The following is a 17,330-nucleotide window of genomic DNA, read 5'->3' on the forward strand; positions in this document are numbered from 1 at the left end:
TTAAATTGTTATTATGTCACTTCTTAAAAACCAACGGCTGAAGATGGAACTTCGTATTTCTGAAAGCTTTATCGCTTTGGTCTGCTTTGTGCAGCTTGCTCCATTTGACTCTGATCATTTTCACTAAAAATTTTCGTTGCATGCTCTGAAGATTGGGAAGGTGCAGATGATGCTTGTGCAATTTGATTTGTAGTCTGATAAATCGGCTTCATATCCAAAGTAAATAAATCCAAAACCTTGTGCTGAGGGTTGGCTCTGGTGAAAACTTGCTCGATTGCACCAGCATGATCAATAGGAAGCTGAATGAGATTTCCGAACCTCAGCGCTTTTATTGCGGAACTTTGCTGCTGAGCATCTAAATTTGCGAATGGATATTTTAAAAAGGTTTGCTCAAGATCAAAGCCATAACCGGGGTAAAACCGTAGCAATGGCCTGTTTCCGTTTTCATCCCGAACCGATCCATCTAGCTTAAACCAGACTTGCTGCTTTTCTGCGATTTGGCTAGAAGAGGATTTGACAGTAATTTCTTTCTGCAGGGATTGACCACAGAGCAATTTGTAAGCTTGCAAAGCGCTCATGCGATGGTGCCTTTCCAGAGAAAATTCCTGTATGCGTGCCGGGGAATTATCATATCGCTGCAGCGTAAGGATAAACCGGTCTAAAAAGTAATTTCCACTTTGCCCAGAGCGGTTGAAATGAAGTTGAAAATGCGCAAGGTCTGATTTAGCCTCTGTTCCTGGCTGGGATTCCGAAGGGATGTAGCTTTGATTAACACCTAAGGAAAAATGACTTAATTCACGGTAAACCGCCGAGGTGAGCACTTCATTCAAACGCGTTCCAAAACCAAGGTAATCGAGCGTCTTTTTCAAATATTCTAAATTATTTTCTTCCATGACATTTGCTTTAAAATGATCTATAAATATTTCGTATTCTGTTTTGCGCTGATGGCTGGAGCTGAACGCTATCGGGGGATATTTTCTGGTTATTCAAATTTGAATTCTGCCCCTTAAACTGCTCCATCGCGCGCGAGAATCCTTGGGTATTTTCTGGCAGTTGGCTCTTTTGAGGGTCAAGGGCGCCCAGTGCGCGGAGCAGCAGATAGGAAATCCCGCCATCAAAAAATATAGATAGTATTAATGCAGGACGGTTAGACAAGATCCCGCTGGGCGCATTAGCGCTGAAGCGAAAAGTGGTTCCATCATCTAAGCTAACCTCTTCACCTCGTTGAAAGGCTTGCTGCTGCTCTTTTGAAAGCAGGCTGGAGTTAACCCTATCGGGTGTTTGTACTGATGAGGGACGGTAAGAGACAAATTCTCTGCATAACAAATCATATTCATAATTCACCATTTCCCAGCGTCCCTGCTCAAGTTCAACGCGCTTACCTAAAACCTGTTTCTCACCAGAAACCAACATATCCATTTCTTTTTGAGTGAGCAAAGGGTGGATTTTGGCAGCATGGTAAATGGGGTGAAGCCGCAGTTCTAAATCTCCACGAGGATTTTTCTCCAAAGAAAGCTTGGCATCTAAACGCGATACATCCAGGCCCTGAACCTTCAGCTCCCGAAGTTCGATCAGTGCACTGCGGCGACCGCTCAGCATGGCGTTGAGATCTGAAGGCTCTAAGAGTAATTGGCCGTTATGATAAAGGCCAAGCTTTTTAAAATCTTCCATCGGAAGCTCCTTATGAGCAAATAGTGTTTTCATAATCTACTTGTTTTTATTGGTGATACTGGAATTTTGTGTTCCTCAGTGCGGTGCTGCTGCTTATTTCTTAATAAAGTTTCATACAGGCGATCCTGTGGGGATAAGGCAAAATTAATCCCGCTGGGCTGCTGCTCAATGCGAACCAAACCTGCTTTTAAGTGGCCTTTTACCTGGTATAAATTCCCTTTGTAGGCAATTTCATCTCCGGTAGATAAATACGGTAGCGCACGCTGCGGAATGGTTTCTAGCTTTTCGGAATTACTGATTAATCTTTTTTGTTCAAAAGAGGTGATAAAAGAGAAAATCGCCTCGGCATCTCGGCTTGCAGAGTGGATTTCAAAGGGGGTATTTTCCAAAATATCAACCCAGCTTTGAATGTAGGCCGCATGTTGAGAAAAGTCATGGCCTGTCTTTAATTCATCACCCAGCATGATCGAGGAAATTTCAGCCCTAAGTTCTTCCCGGGCATAAGAAAGGGAATCGCCAGTTAACATCTCATGGCGGTTAAGCCTGCTTTGATGACCGCTCCAGTGTGAGAGCTCGTGAAGCAGCGTTGCATAATACCCTTGAGCAGAAGAAAACTGTTCTTTTAAAGGCATACTAATTAGATCCGCTTTAGGCGAATAATAGGCCTGCGCTCCACTACTGTGCTGCACTAAAGCTCCGCAAGCTTGAATTAATTCCTCGGCTCTGGAATGCTGCGTCCAAAGGGGAGGCAATGATTCTTGGATTAAAGGATTAATACCTTTTACCTGAGTGGCATTAAAGACATAGGCGTTAGAAATAATCGGCCGGTTGAGCTGCTGGGATTTTGTGATCCACTCCCCCTTTTCATCCAAAAGCGGTTTTCCTGAATCATCCCTTGATTTTATCAGCTGATGGGTTTTTACAAACTGAATCATCGTGGCTTTTTCACCCGCCTTCACCGAAATCCCCGAAGCCTGAGCTTGCTTAAAAGTCATCCATCTGGGATCAGAATAGCCGCTAAGCATTAAGTGTACCGCATTAATTCCTTTATAGCGCTGCCCGCTTTGTGCGTTGTAGGGCATAGAAAATTGTTTTGCATTTTCCCAGGGCTGCTGCCAGGGGGAGGTACCTTGTTTCAATTGATCGAGCAGTTTATTTGCCACCTGCACATATAAAGATTTATCCATGGTCATGCTCTTGAGTTTCAGTTTGCGGTAATTCATCAATCAAATGCGTTCCATACTCCTGCGCCTGGTGCGGAGATAAAATCAGTTCATCGTTTTCTCCCATATGGCTTAAAAGAGTAGTTAGGGCTATTGTCTCATTGTGGTGTATCATAATTCTTTAGTGATTAAATAGAGTTTTAAAAGAAATTTTAGCGGATCGATCGTTTGGGCTTTGATGCGAACAGTGAGGTGAAGGTGTGCCCCGGTCAGCGTTCCTGAATCTCCTGATATGGCTATCACATCGCCGGCATTAATCTGCTCATTCCTCTGGCGAAGGATGGTTGAAAGATGTGCATAGCTGACTGAGAAACCATTATGTGAGATTTCAATAAATTTTCCACTCCGGGAATTTTCTCCTGTTTTAGCAACCCTCCCTTGCGCAATAGCGTAAACTGTGGCAAACCTGCAGCGCAGGTCTACCCCGTTGTGAAATGTATCCTTACGAAAAACGGGATGAATGCGCATGCCATATCCGCTGGTAATTACCAGGGTATCTAATGGCAGAGAAAACTGAGCAAAACTTGAGCTGAACTTTATGCTTATTGTCAGCAAAATTATTAACATCCTCATCTCTTGAATTCACTCGAGGGTCTCAACATCGCATAGTGCTCATCTAATGAGCGGGTAGCCTGTAGCGCAGCGGATGGAGAATTTGCCAGCATAGCGGTAGCAGAAATCAACTGATCTGTACTAGGGCTTTCCTGAAGCATGTTTACCCTAAGCAAAACTTTAAAATCCCTGGAGGAAATCTCCTTTGAATCTGGAGGAAATCTCCTTTGAATTTTGAAGAATATAGCGGTAAAGCTCAGCAGGATTTTTTAACAGTAATACCTTTTCAAAAGGCATTTCCAACACACTCAGATCTGAAAAAGCAATGCTGGCTCTGCGGTTATTATGGTCTATTTGTCGAATTGCCCCGATGCGAAAGGGATTTTCTACGCTATTTCCCTGCAGGGAAATGAGCACTAGATTTCCTATAAAATTTTCCATAAAATTGATTTTTAAAGATTTAGCCCGTGCAGTCGGCAACTATCTGGGATACCTGTAGATTAATTGCGACAAAATTTTCGCTCAGTACCTGATCTTTTCTTCCTTTAAAGTCATAGTATACCGGCATATCGATATAGCTGGATTCTTCCGCCTGTATGGTTTTTTGGTTAAGATTGATCCTGCATTTTACTGCTGAAGTGAGGTATTTTCCCTCGGAGCTTACAGGATGATCAGCGGCCAACATGCCAACGATCTCTCCTGTTGCAAGAGAGGCAATTTTACCTGCGGGAATTAATGCTTCCATGCGCTCGGATAAAGACACCGAGGTTTTACCGCGATCAATTGATAGGCTTTGCGAGGTTTGTTTGACTTTACCAAAAAGCTTTTCCAGCCAGTCCAGAGTTTCTTTATTGCGCACCGAGCCGCTTAACACGTTTCCCACTACCGCGCAGATGGTCGCAGATACATCCTTTCCATATTGCTGCTGAAACTGTGGAAGTTCTTGAAGGCCCATTAACACGGCAACCTTATTTGATCTGGCCGTAGCGATTAAATTTTCAATGCGGTGGACATAAATCGTAGGCAACTCATCTAAAATGATTGCGCTGGGCAGATTTCCTTTAGAATTGAGCAGTCTGGTGAGCCGGTTTAAAACAATGGAGTAACAGGCTGAATTGATATTTTGTGTATTTGGATCGTTCGCCAAAATCAAAATCGAGGGATCTAAAGGATCGCTAAGCTTTAAGTTGAAATCGTTCCCTGAGAATACCCAGTAAGTTTCCAGGGTAGCAAGTCTGGAGATGAAAATTTTTAGTGTGCCTACCTGCCCTTCCAACTGATCAAATGCCCGGGCGCGAAAAGCGCTCATAAAAGGAGAAAGCAGACTCGACAGCTCACTGTTGGTCACTAAAGTTGAAAAGATCTGTTCATATGAACAGTTTAAAAAGGACAGTACATGTGGAAGGGAAGAATAGCGGCCAGACTGATATCTTGAAAAAAAATAAATGCAGGCTGCAAGAAAATTCACCGCGCTTTGCGTAAAAAACTGATCACTTCCCCCACTTTTTTCCCCTTTTTTTAAGGCCTCTACCAATGCTTCGGCAGTCTCTGCGGCATCAGCCAAAGTTATTATGTATTCTTTTTTTAATACATTCACCCTTTGGCTTTGCTCAATGTTGTTCAAATTCACGACATGGAAACTGTGATTTCTTAAAACGCCCGAAGCCACCCCTTTCAAGTAATGGTAATACCCCAGCTGAGCTAAATCAGGATACTTAAAATCATACAAACACATCGAAAATCCCTTAGCGAGCAGTTGTCGGATTACCGGCATCACCACCCCATAACTCTTCCCCGATCCAGGCGTACCGATGAGCAGTGTGCCACGGAAAATATTGCCGATATTGACAAAACCCTTTCTTAGTTTTCCCTTAAAATAAAACAGCGAAGGTAGGCTAACTGCATAGGGTCCGCTAAGGGGTGTGGTGGGCTGCTCAAATGATTCCTGTTCAATATTCCATCTATCGCTGCCAAAGGTTGAGTGGAGAATTTTAGAAAGATTGTCTGCTGCGATATTGATCATCAGCGTTGCGCAAAAAAGGCTTAAAGCATAAGCGTGAGGTATGAGCTTTCCGCTGCAAAAATAATAGAGGAAAACATTTAGACTCATCAGCCCAACCCCACAAATCATGGGCAGAGAAATGCTGCGAAGGGTGTCCATTTGGACCTCTTTCTTTGCTACCGTACCCACTGATGATAAGCAAAGCAGCACGATCAAAAATAACCGCGAGTGTACTGGGCTATCCAATATCCAAAGCCTGGAAAATACCAGGTGTAAACGGTCCAGTAAATCATTCAGGCCCTTAAAGCCGGCAGATTGCAGGGGCCAAAAATAAAAGTAGAGACAATCTATTGCCACCCATAAATACAGCGCAAACCTGAACATTTTATGCAGCAGATGCTGCGCAGAGGTTTCTTCCATGATCTAAAATTTTAAGGTGTGTCAGCGGATAGCAGCTTTGCATAGTCCACTTTTAGCATCAGCATTCTCGATGAGGGCTGCTTTTCCTGCACCGAGATTTCAAGGACTCTGGAAGGGGGAAAACTTATTCGCTTAATCACGTAGATATTCCGGTAGAAATGCATAAAGCTGTTTCTTCGATCCAGGGAATACACAATTTTTAAATTCGTAGACTGGCTATTGGTTGCTTTAAGTGCTTTTTTATCTTGCAGGGAATATCCGATTGAATCAATTTCAAAAGGCATATTGGTAGGATTTTTTATCCCGAGGTCAACAAACAAGAGATCTCCCAGCGCATATACCGCGTAAAGCTCTGCCTGAAGACCATAGTTTTTTACACGCAGCAAAGGGCTTTTGGTCTTTTTTGCGCGGATTTGCCGGCAAACTTCACTGATCTGACTGATGGAAAATTCGGACTTTGAAGGCAGTAAGGGCAGCATATCCTCAGCAGAAATTTCCAGCTCACTCAAAGTTGCCTGGGAACTTGCTACCAGGTGATACTGAACAAAAAAACGTTCTGCTGCAATACTGATCACACCTAAATCCTTTTCTGTAGCGCAAGAATCGGTGAGAGAAATTTTTAAAAGGTTATCCAGCACCAAACTTCCCTTAATTGCCTTGGAAGAAAGATCCACATAGCGGATTTTTTCAGGAGAGCGCAAATGGATCCCCCGGGAAGGGGAGATGTAAATTGTTTTGGGCAGATTTTGGCCAGCACTGACCAGCGCCGCCAATAACAGCAGCGAACATGATAAAACGATTTTCATAATGATAAGAAGTTTAACGTGGAGAAATAGAAGATTTATTATTATCCACCAGATAAAGCCGGGTAGATGAACGAAGGGTTGCTTTATTTTCTTTTAAATACCGGTCGACTGCAGAGGCTGAAGATTGAAACATCCGGGAGAAAAGCCCCCGGAGCTGCTGCTGATCAATACCTGGATTTACCCCGGAAACTTGCTGGGATAAAGACCCCAAGTCTTTGGTATATTCCCGGAAAGATGAATTGGGAACATAAATGCCGGTGATTCCGTCAATGTCATAGGCTTGCAGGTTTACAGGAATAATTTCGCCTTGAAAGCTAACCGAGGACACCAGTAGATTTACCCGCTGCGCAGAGAAAGCACTGACCTGCGCGTATATGCTGCTGGCTTTGGGAATAATAATTCCCCCGGCAGAAATTTCACGAAGGAGTCTGAGCTTTACCCTTGAGCCTGCCCGCACTAAAACACTTTCTTCAATAACTGCGGGTATACCTTCTTCATGCTCCACTTCAGGGTACAGGATATTTTCACCTTTGGTAGGCTTTGCTGTGGCAGATACAGAAAATGAGCTTTTAGATGAGGATTCAGATTGAGTTTTCTTTTGTTTGGAAGCGCTGGAAATAGAATCTCTAAAGCGAAGCTGAGCGGTAAGGGAAGCCAAGGGATCAACTGCGTTTTGTTGCTGCTGAGGTTTTTGTTGATTTTCCCTATATGCGAAATTAAGCACTTTAGCGATTTCTTTATCGCTTTGATTGGCATTGTTGTAAGGGTTTTGCGTATAACCAGCTATCCGGGCTTTATGGCTTAATAAGGCTATTGAATCAGCCATTTTGTTGCTTTTTATTGAAAAGCTACGGTATTGCTCGAGTTCAACAGGTGAGTTAGATGGGATAAGTTCAACAGCTGAAGAGCCGTCCCCGGTTTTATAGCTTTTACGGTAAGCCTGGAGTTTTTCAGGAATTTCGTTGTGTTCTGATGAGCCAGGGAGCTGAGCAATACCACTATAAGAGGTTGGCTTTTCAGCCTGAATGGGAGAACCGGTGAGCTTGAGATAGAGGTAGAAAAAAATAAAAATAAATGGCAGAGCCAGCAGCGGAAGAATATATCTGGGCTGCTTGAGATTGATAAATTTCATATTATCGAAGGTTATGGTGTAAACTATCCAGCGATCTGGCGGTATGGATGATTAACGTCGAATCACTTATTGAACTATGGATATGATTTAGGCTTTGCGCCATAGAAAAAATTTCCCAAAGCGAAGAAACTGCACCTATTGGAAATTCTGGAAGGCCAATCAAGGAGTTTATTTGCTTTGAAGGCGGGGTTTTATTCGAATAAAGATATAGATTCACTCCAATTGATACGAGAAGAATTAAAGCCATTGCTTTTAAAACCTTTACCGGAGCGTGATGTACTAGGTAAGCAGCATGCTTTTTTAGGTTAAGGAAATAATCAGCGATTTGACGAAAAGTGTTTAGTAGCTTTTTCATAGCGGATTCCTTTCGCTAAGGGATAAATCCTTGTTTTCTAAAGTCTTCCAGCGGGTGATCAGCAGCGCATGTGGATTATTTTCACTCCTTGTACCTAAATCTTTAAGGTAGCCCTCGGTAATTAATGAGCGGATAATCAACCGGCTTCTCCGGTCGATGCGCTGAGAGGCGAAGTAGCGAAAATATCCGTTTTCCGGATTAACCTGTACAGAATCCACTTGCACAGAAATCACTGCTGAAGAAGAAAGCAGCGAAGAAAAAAAACCGCTTTCCTTTAAATTATTGTACTCTCTCACCCCACTTTCATCAATCAGGTACATTGCCCTGGACATTTGGGATTCTATAAACTTTTCATCGGGCACCATCGAAAAAAAAAGACTGTGAAACTGCACTACATGGGCTTTATATTCGGCAAGACGATTATCCAGCCCAGAAGATTTATGAGCCAGTAGCGGTAGAGATTCCTGATCCAAAACATAAATGTTTTTGGTGGATTCCTTGACCTGCAGATAAGCGATAATCCCGCTAAGGGCACATAGGGAGAAACTTAAAACAAAGCTCATAACCGATAGCCGGCCAGCAAGGCGTACCTTGCTTTCTATATTTGCAATCAGCATATCTCCTACCCTCCCAGTCCTGCTCCGGCTACCCGGGTTATTGTTGATGCGCCGCCACCCATTGCACTTGCCGCTGAACTTACGCCCGAAGTACTCACAATCCAGGTTGAAATGCTCGGAACAGCGAACATCGTGATCGCACCGATTATAAAGGTAATGATGACCATTCCAAAAGATAGAATGCCATTGGATGCAAACCAGCCCAGCTTTTCCAGATCCGGACTTCCATTGCCCAGGAGTTCGGTATAGCGCGTGATCTCCGCCTCAAGCGCAAAATGCTGAAAGAGTGAGGAAATATACATCACCAGATAGCCAATGCCCGAATAGAGGTTTACCGAGATGAAGCGGGCTATCCAGGAAGAAAATGAATCGCGAAATATTGGAAGAATGCTCGCAGCAGCACTAAATGGTCCTAAAATCAAAAGAATAGTCGAAAAAATAACTTGCATGATAAAAATGATATAAACACTGATCCTCAGAATCCACACCGCGAGCGTTTCCAAAAGGGAGCTGCCTAGCAGCTGCAAGCCCACTTGCAACCTGTTGCGCATTTCTATTACTGGATTCCATACCTGAGCGAAGCCATCTTTGACCGAACTTTTCACCTCCTGCCATGCATTTTCATACCAGGTATCTGCTTCTACCTTTGCCATTTCGCTATCGGCCTGAACTTTCAAAAGGGCATCGGCAACATCCACCATAAGTTTTGCCCTTTGGATGCGCAGATCATTAATTTCAGTCTGGCTGTCTTGAAAAAGCTTGTGGGTGCTTTGCTCGATGAGCTCGCAGGGAAAGGCAACAACTTTTGTGAAAGCTCCCCACCAGACAATAATCATAACCAGACCGAAAGGGCGAAGCAGGGGCATGATTTCAAGCTTGCGGTCTCCAGATATCAGCTCGTAGCTTTTAATGCCAAAGAACATCAGCATAAATATGCAGGCAAGGGCTTGAGCATCAGAAATAAAAACATCATAACTGGTCCAGACAGAATCTTTCATCTGTGCTAAAAAATGCATCATTCCATCTTCATAAACCCCGTTTCCCTGAAGAAAATTGAACGTGTCCTTGAATGAGTCTCCCGTAGTGACCTGGGCAATGGGGATTAATAATAGTGCTGCACTCATAATTTTGAAGCTTTAAGTATCCGGTCAGCAATCTCAATATCTTTCTGCGCCCATTTATCACTTGAGGGAAGCGCTGGACCTTGCCCGATGCGCTTGGTAGGCGAAAACACTCTGTGAAATGAGCTCTGGGAAGGAATAGAGGATAGCAGTTTTCTATACCGTTGCAGTATCGACTGATACAGTAATATCCGGTTACCCCTTTCCAAATCGGCTTGCATTGCCCGGTGAAGAGATTCAGAGAGTTCAGACCACTGGTCATTGTAGTGATCAAGCAGATTCATAGTTTTAAGGGTTTGCAGACTTTTTGCATCTAGAGAGAATAGGGCATCTATTGGCGAAGAAGAAAGCAAGGGGGAGAGTTCATTGCGGTAGTAAAGCAGCCATAATGGGTCTAGCGATGCATAAAGCGGGGAGTATAAGGCATACTTTTTCTCAGCGGTAGTAAAAGTTGTATCTGCATGTTTTTTTAGCGCATGATCTGACAAAGACATCTGAGCCATTGAAGCCAGTCGCATGGTCTGCGGACCGGTACGTCCTAATGGCCGAAGATCGGTTTTGGGATAATCCGGGTGCAAAGCCCAGGTCATCCAGTATTCTGGATTAAGGTATAAAAATCCCGGAGTGGGCGTAAATTTATCTTCATCCCATTGCTTAAATACCATCCGTTCCTGCTGATTGACAATATGCTTGTCAGTTATGGCCAACTGGCAAAAGCTGCTAAATCCACTAGCAGAAAAAGCAATAATAATTAGAAGTTTTTTCATTTTTTTAGGGTTTTAATTTGTTGAATGATCCGCCCGATGGCCCGCTCATCACTGGCAATCTGAGAAGAAAATGGATTTACTGATTTTAAAAGTCCCCTCTGGGATGCCCAAAAAATGCTTTTTTGGATACTATAAATTCCCGCACGAATCACCCGAAGCTCCAGCAAGACTTTTCCCAATAATGCTTCCCGTTTTTCCAGATCCAAAATGAGCGAAGATTGCTCTTTTAAAATGAGTTCAGAAAGTTCCATCGATAGCTTTATTGAGCGGCTATAAAGGGCATCTATAGATTGATTGGCAAACGGGATGAACTGGGGATGCTGCGCGGCTAAACTGGAAAGATCAGCACAGGAAGAGAAAATTTCAGAACACAATTGCCCCACCTGCGCAACGCGCAGCGAAGAGCGAAGGGCAGCATCTACCTGCGTTAATGAACGGTAAATAATAAGCTCAATAGCCGCGGTTGCAGCCAACTTGGTCTGAACGGCTTCCAGGTGGTCTTTGGATTCATCTAATAGGGCATGTCCGGATAGCTCGGCCGCTTGCCGAACAGTAGCATTTTCAATAACTCGGGTGAAGTGTTCGCGGTCAAAAACCGTTTGCTGAGCGGACACGCAGATAGTAATACTCAGTAGCCATAACTGCAAAATGATGGTTCTCATAGGCTAAAAGTTTTTGATTTTTTTAATGATTCCCTCAGCAGTGTGGCGATCTCTATTGGTCATATCTGAAAATACCCCGCCCCTGACTTTCCGCAAAGATGCTTTAGCGGTGATGAGCGTACCCTGACAAGCGGACCTTAGCCCCCGCAACTGAACAAGGATTTCCTCAAAGAGAATTTTGCGATCCGATGATTTCATCTGATTGAGTAACCCTGAGCTGATGGCCAGGGCATATAGATAAGAGATGAGGCTATCCATTTTAAAAAAAAGGGAGACCTGCAGATCTGCTACAATCGGGATCAGTTGCGGATGCGAAGCGCTCAGATCGATGAGCTGCTTTTCGCAGTTGTAGAGTTCTTCTATAATCGGAGAAGATTCCAAAGCAACCTCCAGGGCTTGTAACGCTAAAGAAATACTGGAGAATCTGGAAGTGATTTTTGCGTAACGGGTTTTAAGTTTTGATAATGATGAAGCATTAGTTTGAGCATTCAAAGAGGTGGTGAGCTGTTTACTTTTGAGCTCATCTTGCTGAGCATATTCGGATTTACTTTCAGAAATTAATTGGTGCAGCAACGCTACATTAAGCTGGGCAGATGTTTTGAGCGAGAAAAACATCAGCAGGAATAAAATTCGTTTCATTTCTTTAGCTGCTTTTGTTTAGATAGAATATCATCTGCAATCTTTCTATCCAGGTTAATAAAGGAAGCATAAGGATTTAAAGCATTCAGCAATCCCCGCTGTTTGGCCCAGTACATACTTCGGTACATTCCGTAAGCTATCCCGCGAAGAATCGCCAGCTGGGTAGAAATCATCCCCAGCAGCTTTGCCCGCTCTCCGGAATCCATCAGATTATCTCCCCCGGATTTCAGAACGAAGCTGCTTACCTGGGTCGAGAGGCGTACCGCCCGAGAAGAAAATTCCTTTGCGCCCCCTTCAGCAAACAAGAGTAGTACGGGACTAGATGCACCCAGAGCAATTGCTTTAGATAAGTTATCGGTGATGTCGCCGGAAATAGCATAAATATCGGAAATGGCCAGTAGTGAAGATAGTGCGGATGAAACCTCGCTGAGCCCGCGATACAGTTGGTTCTGAATGGTGTTGGCTGCAGCAAGCTCGGCGCTGATGGTGAGCTGTGCGCGTTGCAGGCTGCTGAGCTTTTCGGAGGTGCTGCTCATATCCCGGCTTAAAAGAGCGGAACCGCTTGCCATGGCCGCGGAGGTGAGCGGATCGACATAAATCTGCGCCGAAGCGCCTGCGCAGAGCATTAGCCCTGCGCAGAAGGAGATTGGTTTGATTTTCATAAAATTTAGTTTTAATTAAAGCTTACCGCGCGTTTACTCGGGAGACAAATGCATGAAGAGGCAATCCGGATTGCATGAACTCACGCAGGAAGCGCTGTAATCCCAGTTCAAAACTCTCTTCGAGTTGGGCATAATGCTCCAAAGCAAGCTTTTCAGGCTTTTCCGTTGAGAACGTTAAATACTGTGCAATTGATACCTCTACACCATAAACCTCTCCACGCTGTCCTCGCTTAATGTAAACCTCTTTAAACCGCGACCTGTTAGCGGTATTGTCGAGTTGATTGATGGTGAAAATCTTCTGCTGCTCGGTGTGGTCTAAAGATAAAAGGGCAGCAACATTTTGATAATTATCTCGAAATTTTGCCTGATCCAGCAAGCATATGGTATCGGAATTTGCAATAATGCTTTCTTTTACTATGGGATTGCCGAGGATATCGGAGAGTTCCTGGGTGACAACAATTGCCTCTCCCCAGAATTTACGTACGGTTTTATACAAATAAATTAAATATGAAGCCATCATCGGTGAGGCTATTGCTTTATCGGGTAGGTTAAGTGAATTACTCCACCTTTCCCCCCTAAGAACCGTACGTGAGCGTTTCCACTCATACGGCTCAAGCAGCTTTATAAGTCCAGTCTGTCCAGACCGGCTCATTATGGGTTTTTCTTCATTGCACTTATGCTAAGTTCATCACCTTTGGCTAAAAATATATGCTTTCGCCAATCAGATAAATTTTTTGAGCATGAGTTGAAGATTGGAATGAGCATCTTTTGCACCAAAAAGCCACTTCTTTTGACCTGTAAAGAAAAAATAGCGCTGATAAATCCACCTTGTACCTTTTTTGGGGTGCCTTCTTTTTGCCCAAGGCCAAAGCTTACTGACCAACAGGCGATCCAGTGCTTTTAATTGCTTTCTAGGGCAAGCGCTAAATACAGATGTATAAACGCAGATCTGCATATTAATGAGGCGTATTACTTTTAGCGCGCAGCTGGAGCGGTTATTGCCAAGGATTTCAGAAATTTTCCTCGAAAATGCGTTCCTCGCCTGTTTTGATGGTTTGACAACTAATTTTCCGCCGGCCGTTTGTGTGATGTGCAATCCGCGAAGGCTGATTCCACGATTCCCATCTACGATATCCAGGCTGTTAATAAAATTATGTTTTACACGTCCTTTATCATCTGAATCAATAGCACTGGTAACCCATCGGCCAAGCTCACGCTTTGCTCCAAGTAAAAATGTTTGCTGCCCCACTTTAGCCAGTATTGGTTGCAGTGATTTGGTGCAACCGAATCTCTTCCCGGCGCCTGAAAACGCTTCAGCAAAAAAAGAAAAGTTGAGTAACGAAGAGATCGCGCTTTCGAATCTGTGATTAATTAGAAAAGGCTGGCGATGCAAATCTGTCCAGAAAGGCTGCCTTCCATTTTTTTTATAGAGCATTAGCGCAGTCCGGTCTGCAAAAACTCTTGCAGCGAAAGATTTGCTTTCCAGCAGCTTTCTGTAAAACTTAAAATTCAGCGCAAGCATACTCTTATCAGAGCAGATCTGAGCATGACCCTGGGCATCGAATCTTCTTTGATTTTGCTTTAAAAATAAGGCATAGGCATTCGTTTTTAATATTGGCGCAATTGAAAAATAATATAGATTCATCATCGCCTGATCTTTATTGCTAACTTGTTTAATGGATAGATTTCTCTTCAGAGGGAGCCTGCGAATTTTCGTAGGCTGATATGCGCGGCGTTTTAATCCCCGGGCTAAACTCAAGTGCTGATCAAAATTATCCAGGGATTTTTCTTTAGGCCCAGAAAATATTCCTTTGTGTGGAAGACGGAGAAAATTTACAGCCTCCATCTTCGCATAAAACGAGTGAGTAAGTAACCATTGCAGCGCTTTAACTTTTCCATATTTCCCCATATTATGAGCCTTTACAATCCTATCCTGCAGCTTTCGAATCCCCGCTTGGCGAAGGTTGGAATTATTTTCGCTTCTTCTGTTGCGGGGAACAACTGATGCACACGTATGTATAAGTACGTTCATTTGCTTTTCAATTTTAAAAAGTTCTACAAGAGAATTGTAATTAAGCTACCATGCAGAAGTCTGCCTGCTTTCGCAGCGGGACAAAAATCCCTATCCGCCTTATTACCAGGCGGCATTTGCTTTTTCTGCACTCTTTTACCCGCAGCACCATGGGCTTTTTTTACAAAAAACTTTCCTAAAATTAGGAGCGCTACGGGCTTACCGGTTTTACTAAAAAAGACAATAAGTGGCTTAGGCCCTGTCTATCCACCGGCAGCATTTTCGTTCGTGTACCCCGTGCATAGAGAAAGGGCATCCTTGCTGCGCGCATTTTGCGCCGGGCGTAAAAGTATAATCAGCCCGCTGGAAATAACGATGGTTCAACCAACAGTTCACCTTAAGTTGACCATACCACTAAAAACCTAAATCCCCAACCCTAACACTTTCAGGTTCTCAATGTTTCCCTCACAGGAACAGTTCGCTAAAATATTTAAAGGGATTTATTTTCTCGGCAGCTTCACACCGCATCCTTACGGACGGCCGCATGTGCCGATAGGTTACTGCTGACGAAACAGCAGGTCTGATCTAAATATATCAGTCAGACAATCTTTTTAAGCCGCTTCCCGTCGCACCCATGCCTCTTCCAGAATCAATGCCTTTCGCTGGGTATTTCGAAGGCGCATTTTTTGAAGAAATACATCCATGATCACCAAGGTCAAGATTGGAAAAAGTACTTTGTGATCTGCTACAGCATCAATTTCAAAACAAATTAAACGCTGCGAAAACAAAGATTCGTCCATTTTTTTATTCAATAGCTCCCCGTATTCCTTGCCGGAGGTAAATTTGGATAGAACATAGGAATAGGTATGCAAATCAAAATGAATTTTGCGTTTTTCGATGAGCTTTTGTATTTCTTTTATGGAGTAGTGATAAAATACATCAAAGCTTAAGCTAAGCTGATCAGAATCAGAAAATGCCTGTCCATAAAATGAGGCAATAACTTCTGAAATCACGGAATCTTCAATCTGGGAAACTTTTTCGCCGCTTCCTTTAAAGAGTAAACAAATTAAGGTTTTCAAAAAATCGCGCTTTTCAATGTTGTATTCTTGCCTGGAAAAATCAAAGGGATTCATGGTAATGGGGTTCTGCTCACTATAGCTGATATAGCTTCCCTGATAATAATTGCATATCCCACTATAAGAGTGACCAGTGTCGATGATCACTACATCCATGTTATAACGTAAATACTGTTCTATGACCGCATTCATAAAAAAGGATTTTCCACTGCCCGATCCACCAAGTACGAACTTTGAGCGGTTCGATATCCTTCCGCTGCGCATGGGTTCATCGCTTAAGTCAATACCGATGGGAATCCCCTGACGATCGGTGAAGTATATTAAAAAATCTGACTGCTCACTCGCCGAAAGCCTTTCTTTAAAAAATAGGCACAAGGCTGCCTCGCAGCTAAGCAAAAAACAATCGTATGGTTTTAGCCCCACCGCATTCCCTGGCAGCACTGTCCGAAAAAGCTCCATCTGGTTGTATGCGTTTTTAGAGGGAACAATGCCTAAGGAAAATAATGAGGACTCTATAAAGGCAGTAGCTTGCGCCAGGTTTTGCTTTGGGCCCGCAATGCAGATGTTAAAATGAGCAAGTACGATTAAGCGGCCTTCCCTGGCCACCTCTTCCATCAGCGCATCAATATCCTGTACGCTCATCCGGTTTTCAGCATCAGAAATCCCCGAGTGCCGTTTACGCTTTAAAGAAAGCTTGGAAATGGTAGAACTCTGAAAAGGTACTTCTATGACCTGGTTGTAAAGAGTTGTTGTACTGGCAGGAATTAGAGATAAAAAACTTAAGTTGTCCACAGCAAATTCGCGAAAGGCTTTACCGTCTGTTTTTCTCTGATAAGCGCCTAGAACAGAGGGCAGCTCCATTCGGTCAGTATCCACCAGGGTAATATTTTTTACGGCCAATTCTCCGATTTCAACCTGATCGGCACTTACGCGGTAATTTTCAGCTGATGGACGCTCTGGGCTAAAATCCATCACTGCCACCTTTCCTATATATCGCTCAATAGCACCCTGATCAAGCACGCAAAGGTTTATCCCGGATGAGCGAAGCATATCCAAAGCCTTAGCAGCCCGGTCAATGAACTTGTCTAGCCGCTTCTGATCGAAAGAAAAAAAAGAATTTCTGGGCGCCTTACAGGTTAATATCATATAGCAATGATGCTCGATATATTCCCGGTTGTGAAAATGCGACCAGTAGCTTTGCTGCAGGAAATTTTCTGCTTCCTTTTGGCTGAATGCCTTTCTGGAAAAGATGTCTTGCTTTTGGATGATATGCCCTTCTCCCAAAATGTTTACCACCGCTTTGAGTTGAGATAAAAAATCATCATATCCCCGCTCATCCGCACTTAAGGCAAGAACCGGATTTTCAATGGAGATAAGTAAAGAAATGTCGCCCATTTCTCCGCACAGCAAATCAAACCCCGAACAGCTTGATATGCCCAGGTAGGGCCAGGATAATTCATGTTTTTGTTCCATAATTATAAAAGATTTTTGCCCCGGGAATATAAATCCCTTTATAACGGGTTTTACTGTGTAGCCCGTTTTTTTGGCGATTAGAAATAAAATAGAGCGAAGCAGGCAGGCATACGACCAGACTGCTGCAGCCTGAAAACATAC

The 17,330-nt window shown here is 43.5% G+C and carries 18 protein-coding genes; all 18 read right to left on the reverse strand.

What is annotated here, in order from left to right:
- Nucleotides 1-68: 68 nt before the first annotated feature.
- The 18 genes from ACJVDH_RS15135 to ACJVDH_RS15220 all read right to left on the reverse strand — a co-directional run bounded on the left by ACJVDH_RS15135 (nucleotide 69) and on the right by ACJVDH_RS15220 (nucleotide 17,189).
- Complete coding sequence (locus ACJVDH_RS15135) at nucleotides 69-893, reverse strand: hypothetical protein (protein ID WP_443944242.1); 825 nt, start codon at nucleotides 891-893, stop codon at nucleotides 69-71.
- A 10-nt stretch (nucleotides 894-903) separates the two neighbouring features.
- The gene (locus tag ACJVDH_RS15140; RefSeq protein WP_443944243.1) at nucleotides 904-1,704 is read right to left on the reverse strand and encodes a DUF4099 domain-containing protein; all 801 of its coding nucleotides are present in this window, start codon (nucleotides 1,702-1,704) and stop codon (nucleotides 904-906) included.
- Nucleotides 1,701-2,858 (reverse strand): ArdC family protein, encoded by a 1,158-nt coding sequence (locus ACJVDH_RS15145; protein ID WP_443944244.1) that lies wholly within the window; start codon nucleotides 2,856-2,858, stop codon nucleotides 1,701-1,703. Before ACJVDH_RS15145 ends, ACJVDH_RS15140 begins: the two co-directional genes overlap by 4 nt.
- Nucleotides 2,859-3,005: 147 nt before the next feature.
- A complete protein-coding gene (locus tag ACJVDH_RS15150) occupies nucleotides 3,006-3,461 on the reverse strand; it encodes a M23 family metallopeptidase (protein WP_443944245.1) in 456 nt (151 codons plus the stop codon).
- A 165-nt stretch (nucleotides 3,462-3,626) separates the two neighbouring features.
- Nucleotides 3,627-3,887, reverse strand: coding sequence for a hypothetical protein (locus ACJVDH_RS15155; protein WP_443944246.1), 261 nt, complete (start codon nucleotides 3,885-3,887; stop codon nucleotides 3,627-3,629).
- A gap of 19 nt (nucleotides 3,888-3,906) precedes the next feature.
- Entirely contained in the window at nucleotides 3,907-5,868 is a 1,962-nt protein-coding gene (locus tag ACJVDH_RS15160; protein ID WP_443944247.1) for a type IV secretion system DNA-binding domain-containing protein, read from the reverse strand.
- 11 nt (nucleotides 5,869-5,879) lie between these two features.
- Complete coding sequence (locus ACJVDH_RS15165) at nucleotides 5,880-6,674, reverse strand: DUF4138 domain-containing protein (RefSeq protein WP_443944248.1); 795 nt, start codon at nucleotides 6,672-6,674, stop codon at nucleotides 5,880-5,882.
- A gap of 13 nt (nucleotides 6,675-6,687) precedes the next feature.
- Nucleotides 6,688-7,806 (reverse strand): conjugative transposon protein TraM, encoded by a 1,119-nt coding sequence (gene traM, locus ACJVDH_RS15170; protein ID WP_443944249.1) that lies wholly within the window; start codon nucleotides 7,804-7,806, stop codon nucleotides 6,688-6,690.
- Nucleotide 7,807: 1 nt separating this feature from the next.
- A complete protein-coding gene (locus ACJVDH_RS15175) occupies nucleotides 7,808-8,161 on the reverse strand; it encodes a hypothetical protein (protein ID WP_443944250.1) in 354 nt (117 codons plus the stop codon).
- Nucleotides 8,158-8,778: a conjugative transposon protein TraK gene (gene traK, locus ACJVDH_RS15180; RefSeq protein WP_443944251.1), complete on the reverse strand. Its 621-nt coding sequence runs from the start codon at nucleotides 8,776-8,778 to the stop codon at nucleotides 8,158-8,160. The genes ACJVDH_RS15175 and traK overlap by 4 nt, the downstream gene beginning before the upstream one ends.
- 5 nt (nucleotides 8,779-8,783) lie before the next feature.
- On the reverse strand, nucleotides 8,784-9,902 hold the full coding sequence (locus ACJVDH_RS15185; protein ID WP_443944252.1) for a plasmid transfer protein: 1,119 nt from the start codon (nucleotides 9,900-9,902) through the stop codon (nucleotides 8,784-8,786).
- The gene (locus ACJVDH_RS15190; protein WP_443944253.1) at nucleotides 9,899-10,666 is read right to left on the reverse strand and encodes a hypothetical protein; all 768 of its coding nucleotides are present in this window, start codon (nucleotides 10,664-10,666) and stop codon (nucleotides 9,899-9,901) included. The genes ACJVDH_RS15185 and ACJVDH_RS15190 overlap by 4 nt, the downstream gene beginning before the upstream one ends.
- Nucleotides 10,663-11,328 (reverse strand): hypothetical protein, encoded by a 666-nt coding sequence (locus tag ACJVDH_RS15195; RefSeq protein WP_443944254.1) that lies wholly within the window; start codon nucleotides 11,326-11,328, stop codon nucleotides 10,663-10,665. Before ACJVDH_RS15195 ends, ACJVDH_RS15190 begins: the two co-directional genes overlap by 4 nt.
- Before the next feature lie 3 nt (nucleotides 11,329-11,331).
- Entirely contained in the window at nucleotides 11,332-11,967 is a 636-nt protein-coding gene (locus ACJVDH_RS15200; RefSeq protein ID WP_443944255.1) for a hypothetical protein, read from the reverse strand.
- Nucleotides 11,964-12,629, reverse strand: a complete 666-nt coding sequence (locus ACJVDH_RS15205) for a hypothetical protein (RefSeq protein ID WP_443944256.1) — start codon at nucleotides 12,627-12,629, stop codon at nucleotides 11,964-11,966. Before ACJVDH_RS15205 ends, ACJVDH_RS15200 begins: the two co-directional genes overlap by 4 nt.
- A gap of 22 nt (nucleotides 12,630-12,651) precedes the next feature.
- The gene (locus ACJVDH_RS15210) at nucleotides 12,652-13,281 is read right to left on the reverse strand and encodes a TraG/VirB4 family ATPase (RefSeq protein ID WP_443944257.1); all 630 of its coding nucleotides are present in this window, start codon (nucleotides 13,279-13,281) and stop codon (nucleotides 12,652-12,654) included.
- A gap of 69 nt (nucleotides 13,282-13,350) precedes the next feature.
- On the reverse strand, nucleotides 13,351-14,661 hold the full coding sequence (locus ACJVDH_RS15215; protein WP_443944258.1) for a reverse transcriptase N-terminal domain-containing protein: 1,311 nt from the start codon (nucleotides 14,659-14,661) through the stop codon (nucleotides 13,351-13,353).
- Between the two features lie 590 nt (nucleotides 14,662-15,251).
- The gene (locus tag ACJVDH_RS15220) at nucleotides 15,252-17,189 is read right to left on the reverse strand and encodes a TraG family conjugative transposon ATPase (protein ID WP_443944259.1); all 1,938 of its coding nucleotides are present in this window, start codon (nucleotides 17,187-17,189) and stop codon (nucleotides 15,252-15,254) included.
- Nucleotides 17,190-17,330: the final 141 nt, after the last annotated feature.

This window comes from Pedobacter terrestris (assembly GCF_052343045.1).
Taxonomy (GTDB): Bacteria; Bacteroidota; Bacteroidia; order Sphingobacteriales; family Sphingobacteriaceae; genus Pedobacter.

Coding starts and splice junctions, on each gene's coding strand:
- ACJVDH_RS15135 (WP_443944242.1), bottom strand. CDS start 893: ATGGAAGAAAATAATTTAGAATATTTGAAAAAGACGCTCGATTACCTT.
- ACJVDH_RS15140 (WP_443944243.1), bottom strand. CDS start 1,704: ATGAAAACACTATTTGCTCATAAGGAGCTTCCGATGGAAGATTTTAAA.
- ACJVDH_RS15145 (WP_443944244.1), bottom strand. CDS start 2,858: ATGGATAAATCTTTATATGTGCAGGTGGCAAATAAACTGCTCGATCAA.
- ACJVDH_RS15150 (WP_443944245.1), bottom strand. CDS start 3,461: ATGTTAATAATTTTGCTGACAATAAGCATAAAGTTCAGCTCAAGTTTT.
- ACJVDH_RS15155 (WP_443944246.1), bottom strand. CDS start 3,887: ATGGAAAATTTTATAGGAAATCTAGTGCTCATTTCCCTGCAGGGAAAT.
- ACJVDH_RS15160 (WP_443944247.1), bottom strand. CDS start 5,868: ATGGAAGAAACCTCTGCGCAGCATCTGCTGCATAAAATGTTCAGGTTT.
- ACJVDH_RS15165 (WP_443944248.1), bottom strand. CDS start 6,674: ATGAAAATCGTTTTATCATGTTCGCTGCTGTTATTGGCGGCGCTGGTC.
- traM (WP_443944249.1), bottom strand. CDS start 7,806: ATGAAATTTATCAATCTCAAGCAGCCCAGATATATTCTTCCGCTGCTG.
- ACJVDH_RS15175 (WP_443944250.1), bottom strand. CDS start 8,161: ATGAAAAAGCTACTAAACACTTTTCGTCAAATCGCTGATTATTTCCTT.
- traK (WP_443944251.1), bottom strand. CDS start 8,778: ATGCTGATTGCAAATATAGAAAGCAAGGTACGCCTTGCTGGCCGGCTA.
- ACJVDH_RS15185 (WP_443944252.1), bottom strand. CDS start 9,902: ATGAGTGCAGCACTATTATTAATCCCCATTGCCCAGGTCACTACGGGA.
- ACJVDH_RS15190 (WP_443944253.1), bottom strand. CDS start 10,666: ATGAAAAAACTTCTAATTATTATTGCTTTTTCTGCTAGTGGATTTAGC.
- ACJVDH_RS15195 (WP_443944254.1), bottom strand. CDS start 11,328: ATGAGAACCATCATTTTGCAGTTATGGCTACTGAGTATTACTATCTGC.
- ACJVDH_RS15200 (WP_443944255.1), bottom strand. CDS start 11,967: ATGAAACGAATTTTATTCCTGCTGATGTTTTTCTCGCTCAAAACATCT.
- ACJVDH_RS15205 (WP_443944256.1), bottom strand. CDS start 12,629: ATGAAAATCAAACCAATCTCCTTCTGCGCAGGGCTAATGCTCTGCGCA.
- ACJVDH_RS15210 (WP_443944257.1), bottom strand. CDS start 13,281: ATGAGCCGGTCTGGACAGACTGGACTTATAAAGCTGCTTGAGCCGTAT.
- ACJVDH_RS15215 (WP_443944258.1), bottom strand. CDS start 14,661: ATGAACGTACTTATACATACGTGTGCATCAGTTGTTCCCCGCAACAGA.
- ACJVDH_RS15220 (WP_443944259.1), bottom strand. CDS start 17,189: ATGGAACAAAAACATGAATTATCCTGGCCCTACCTGGGCATATCAAGC.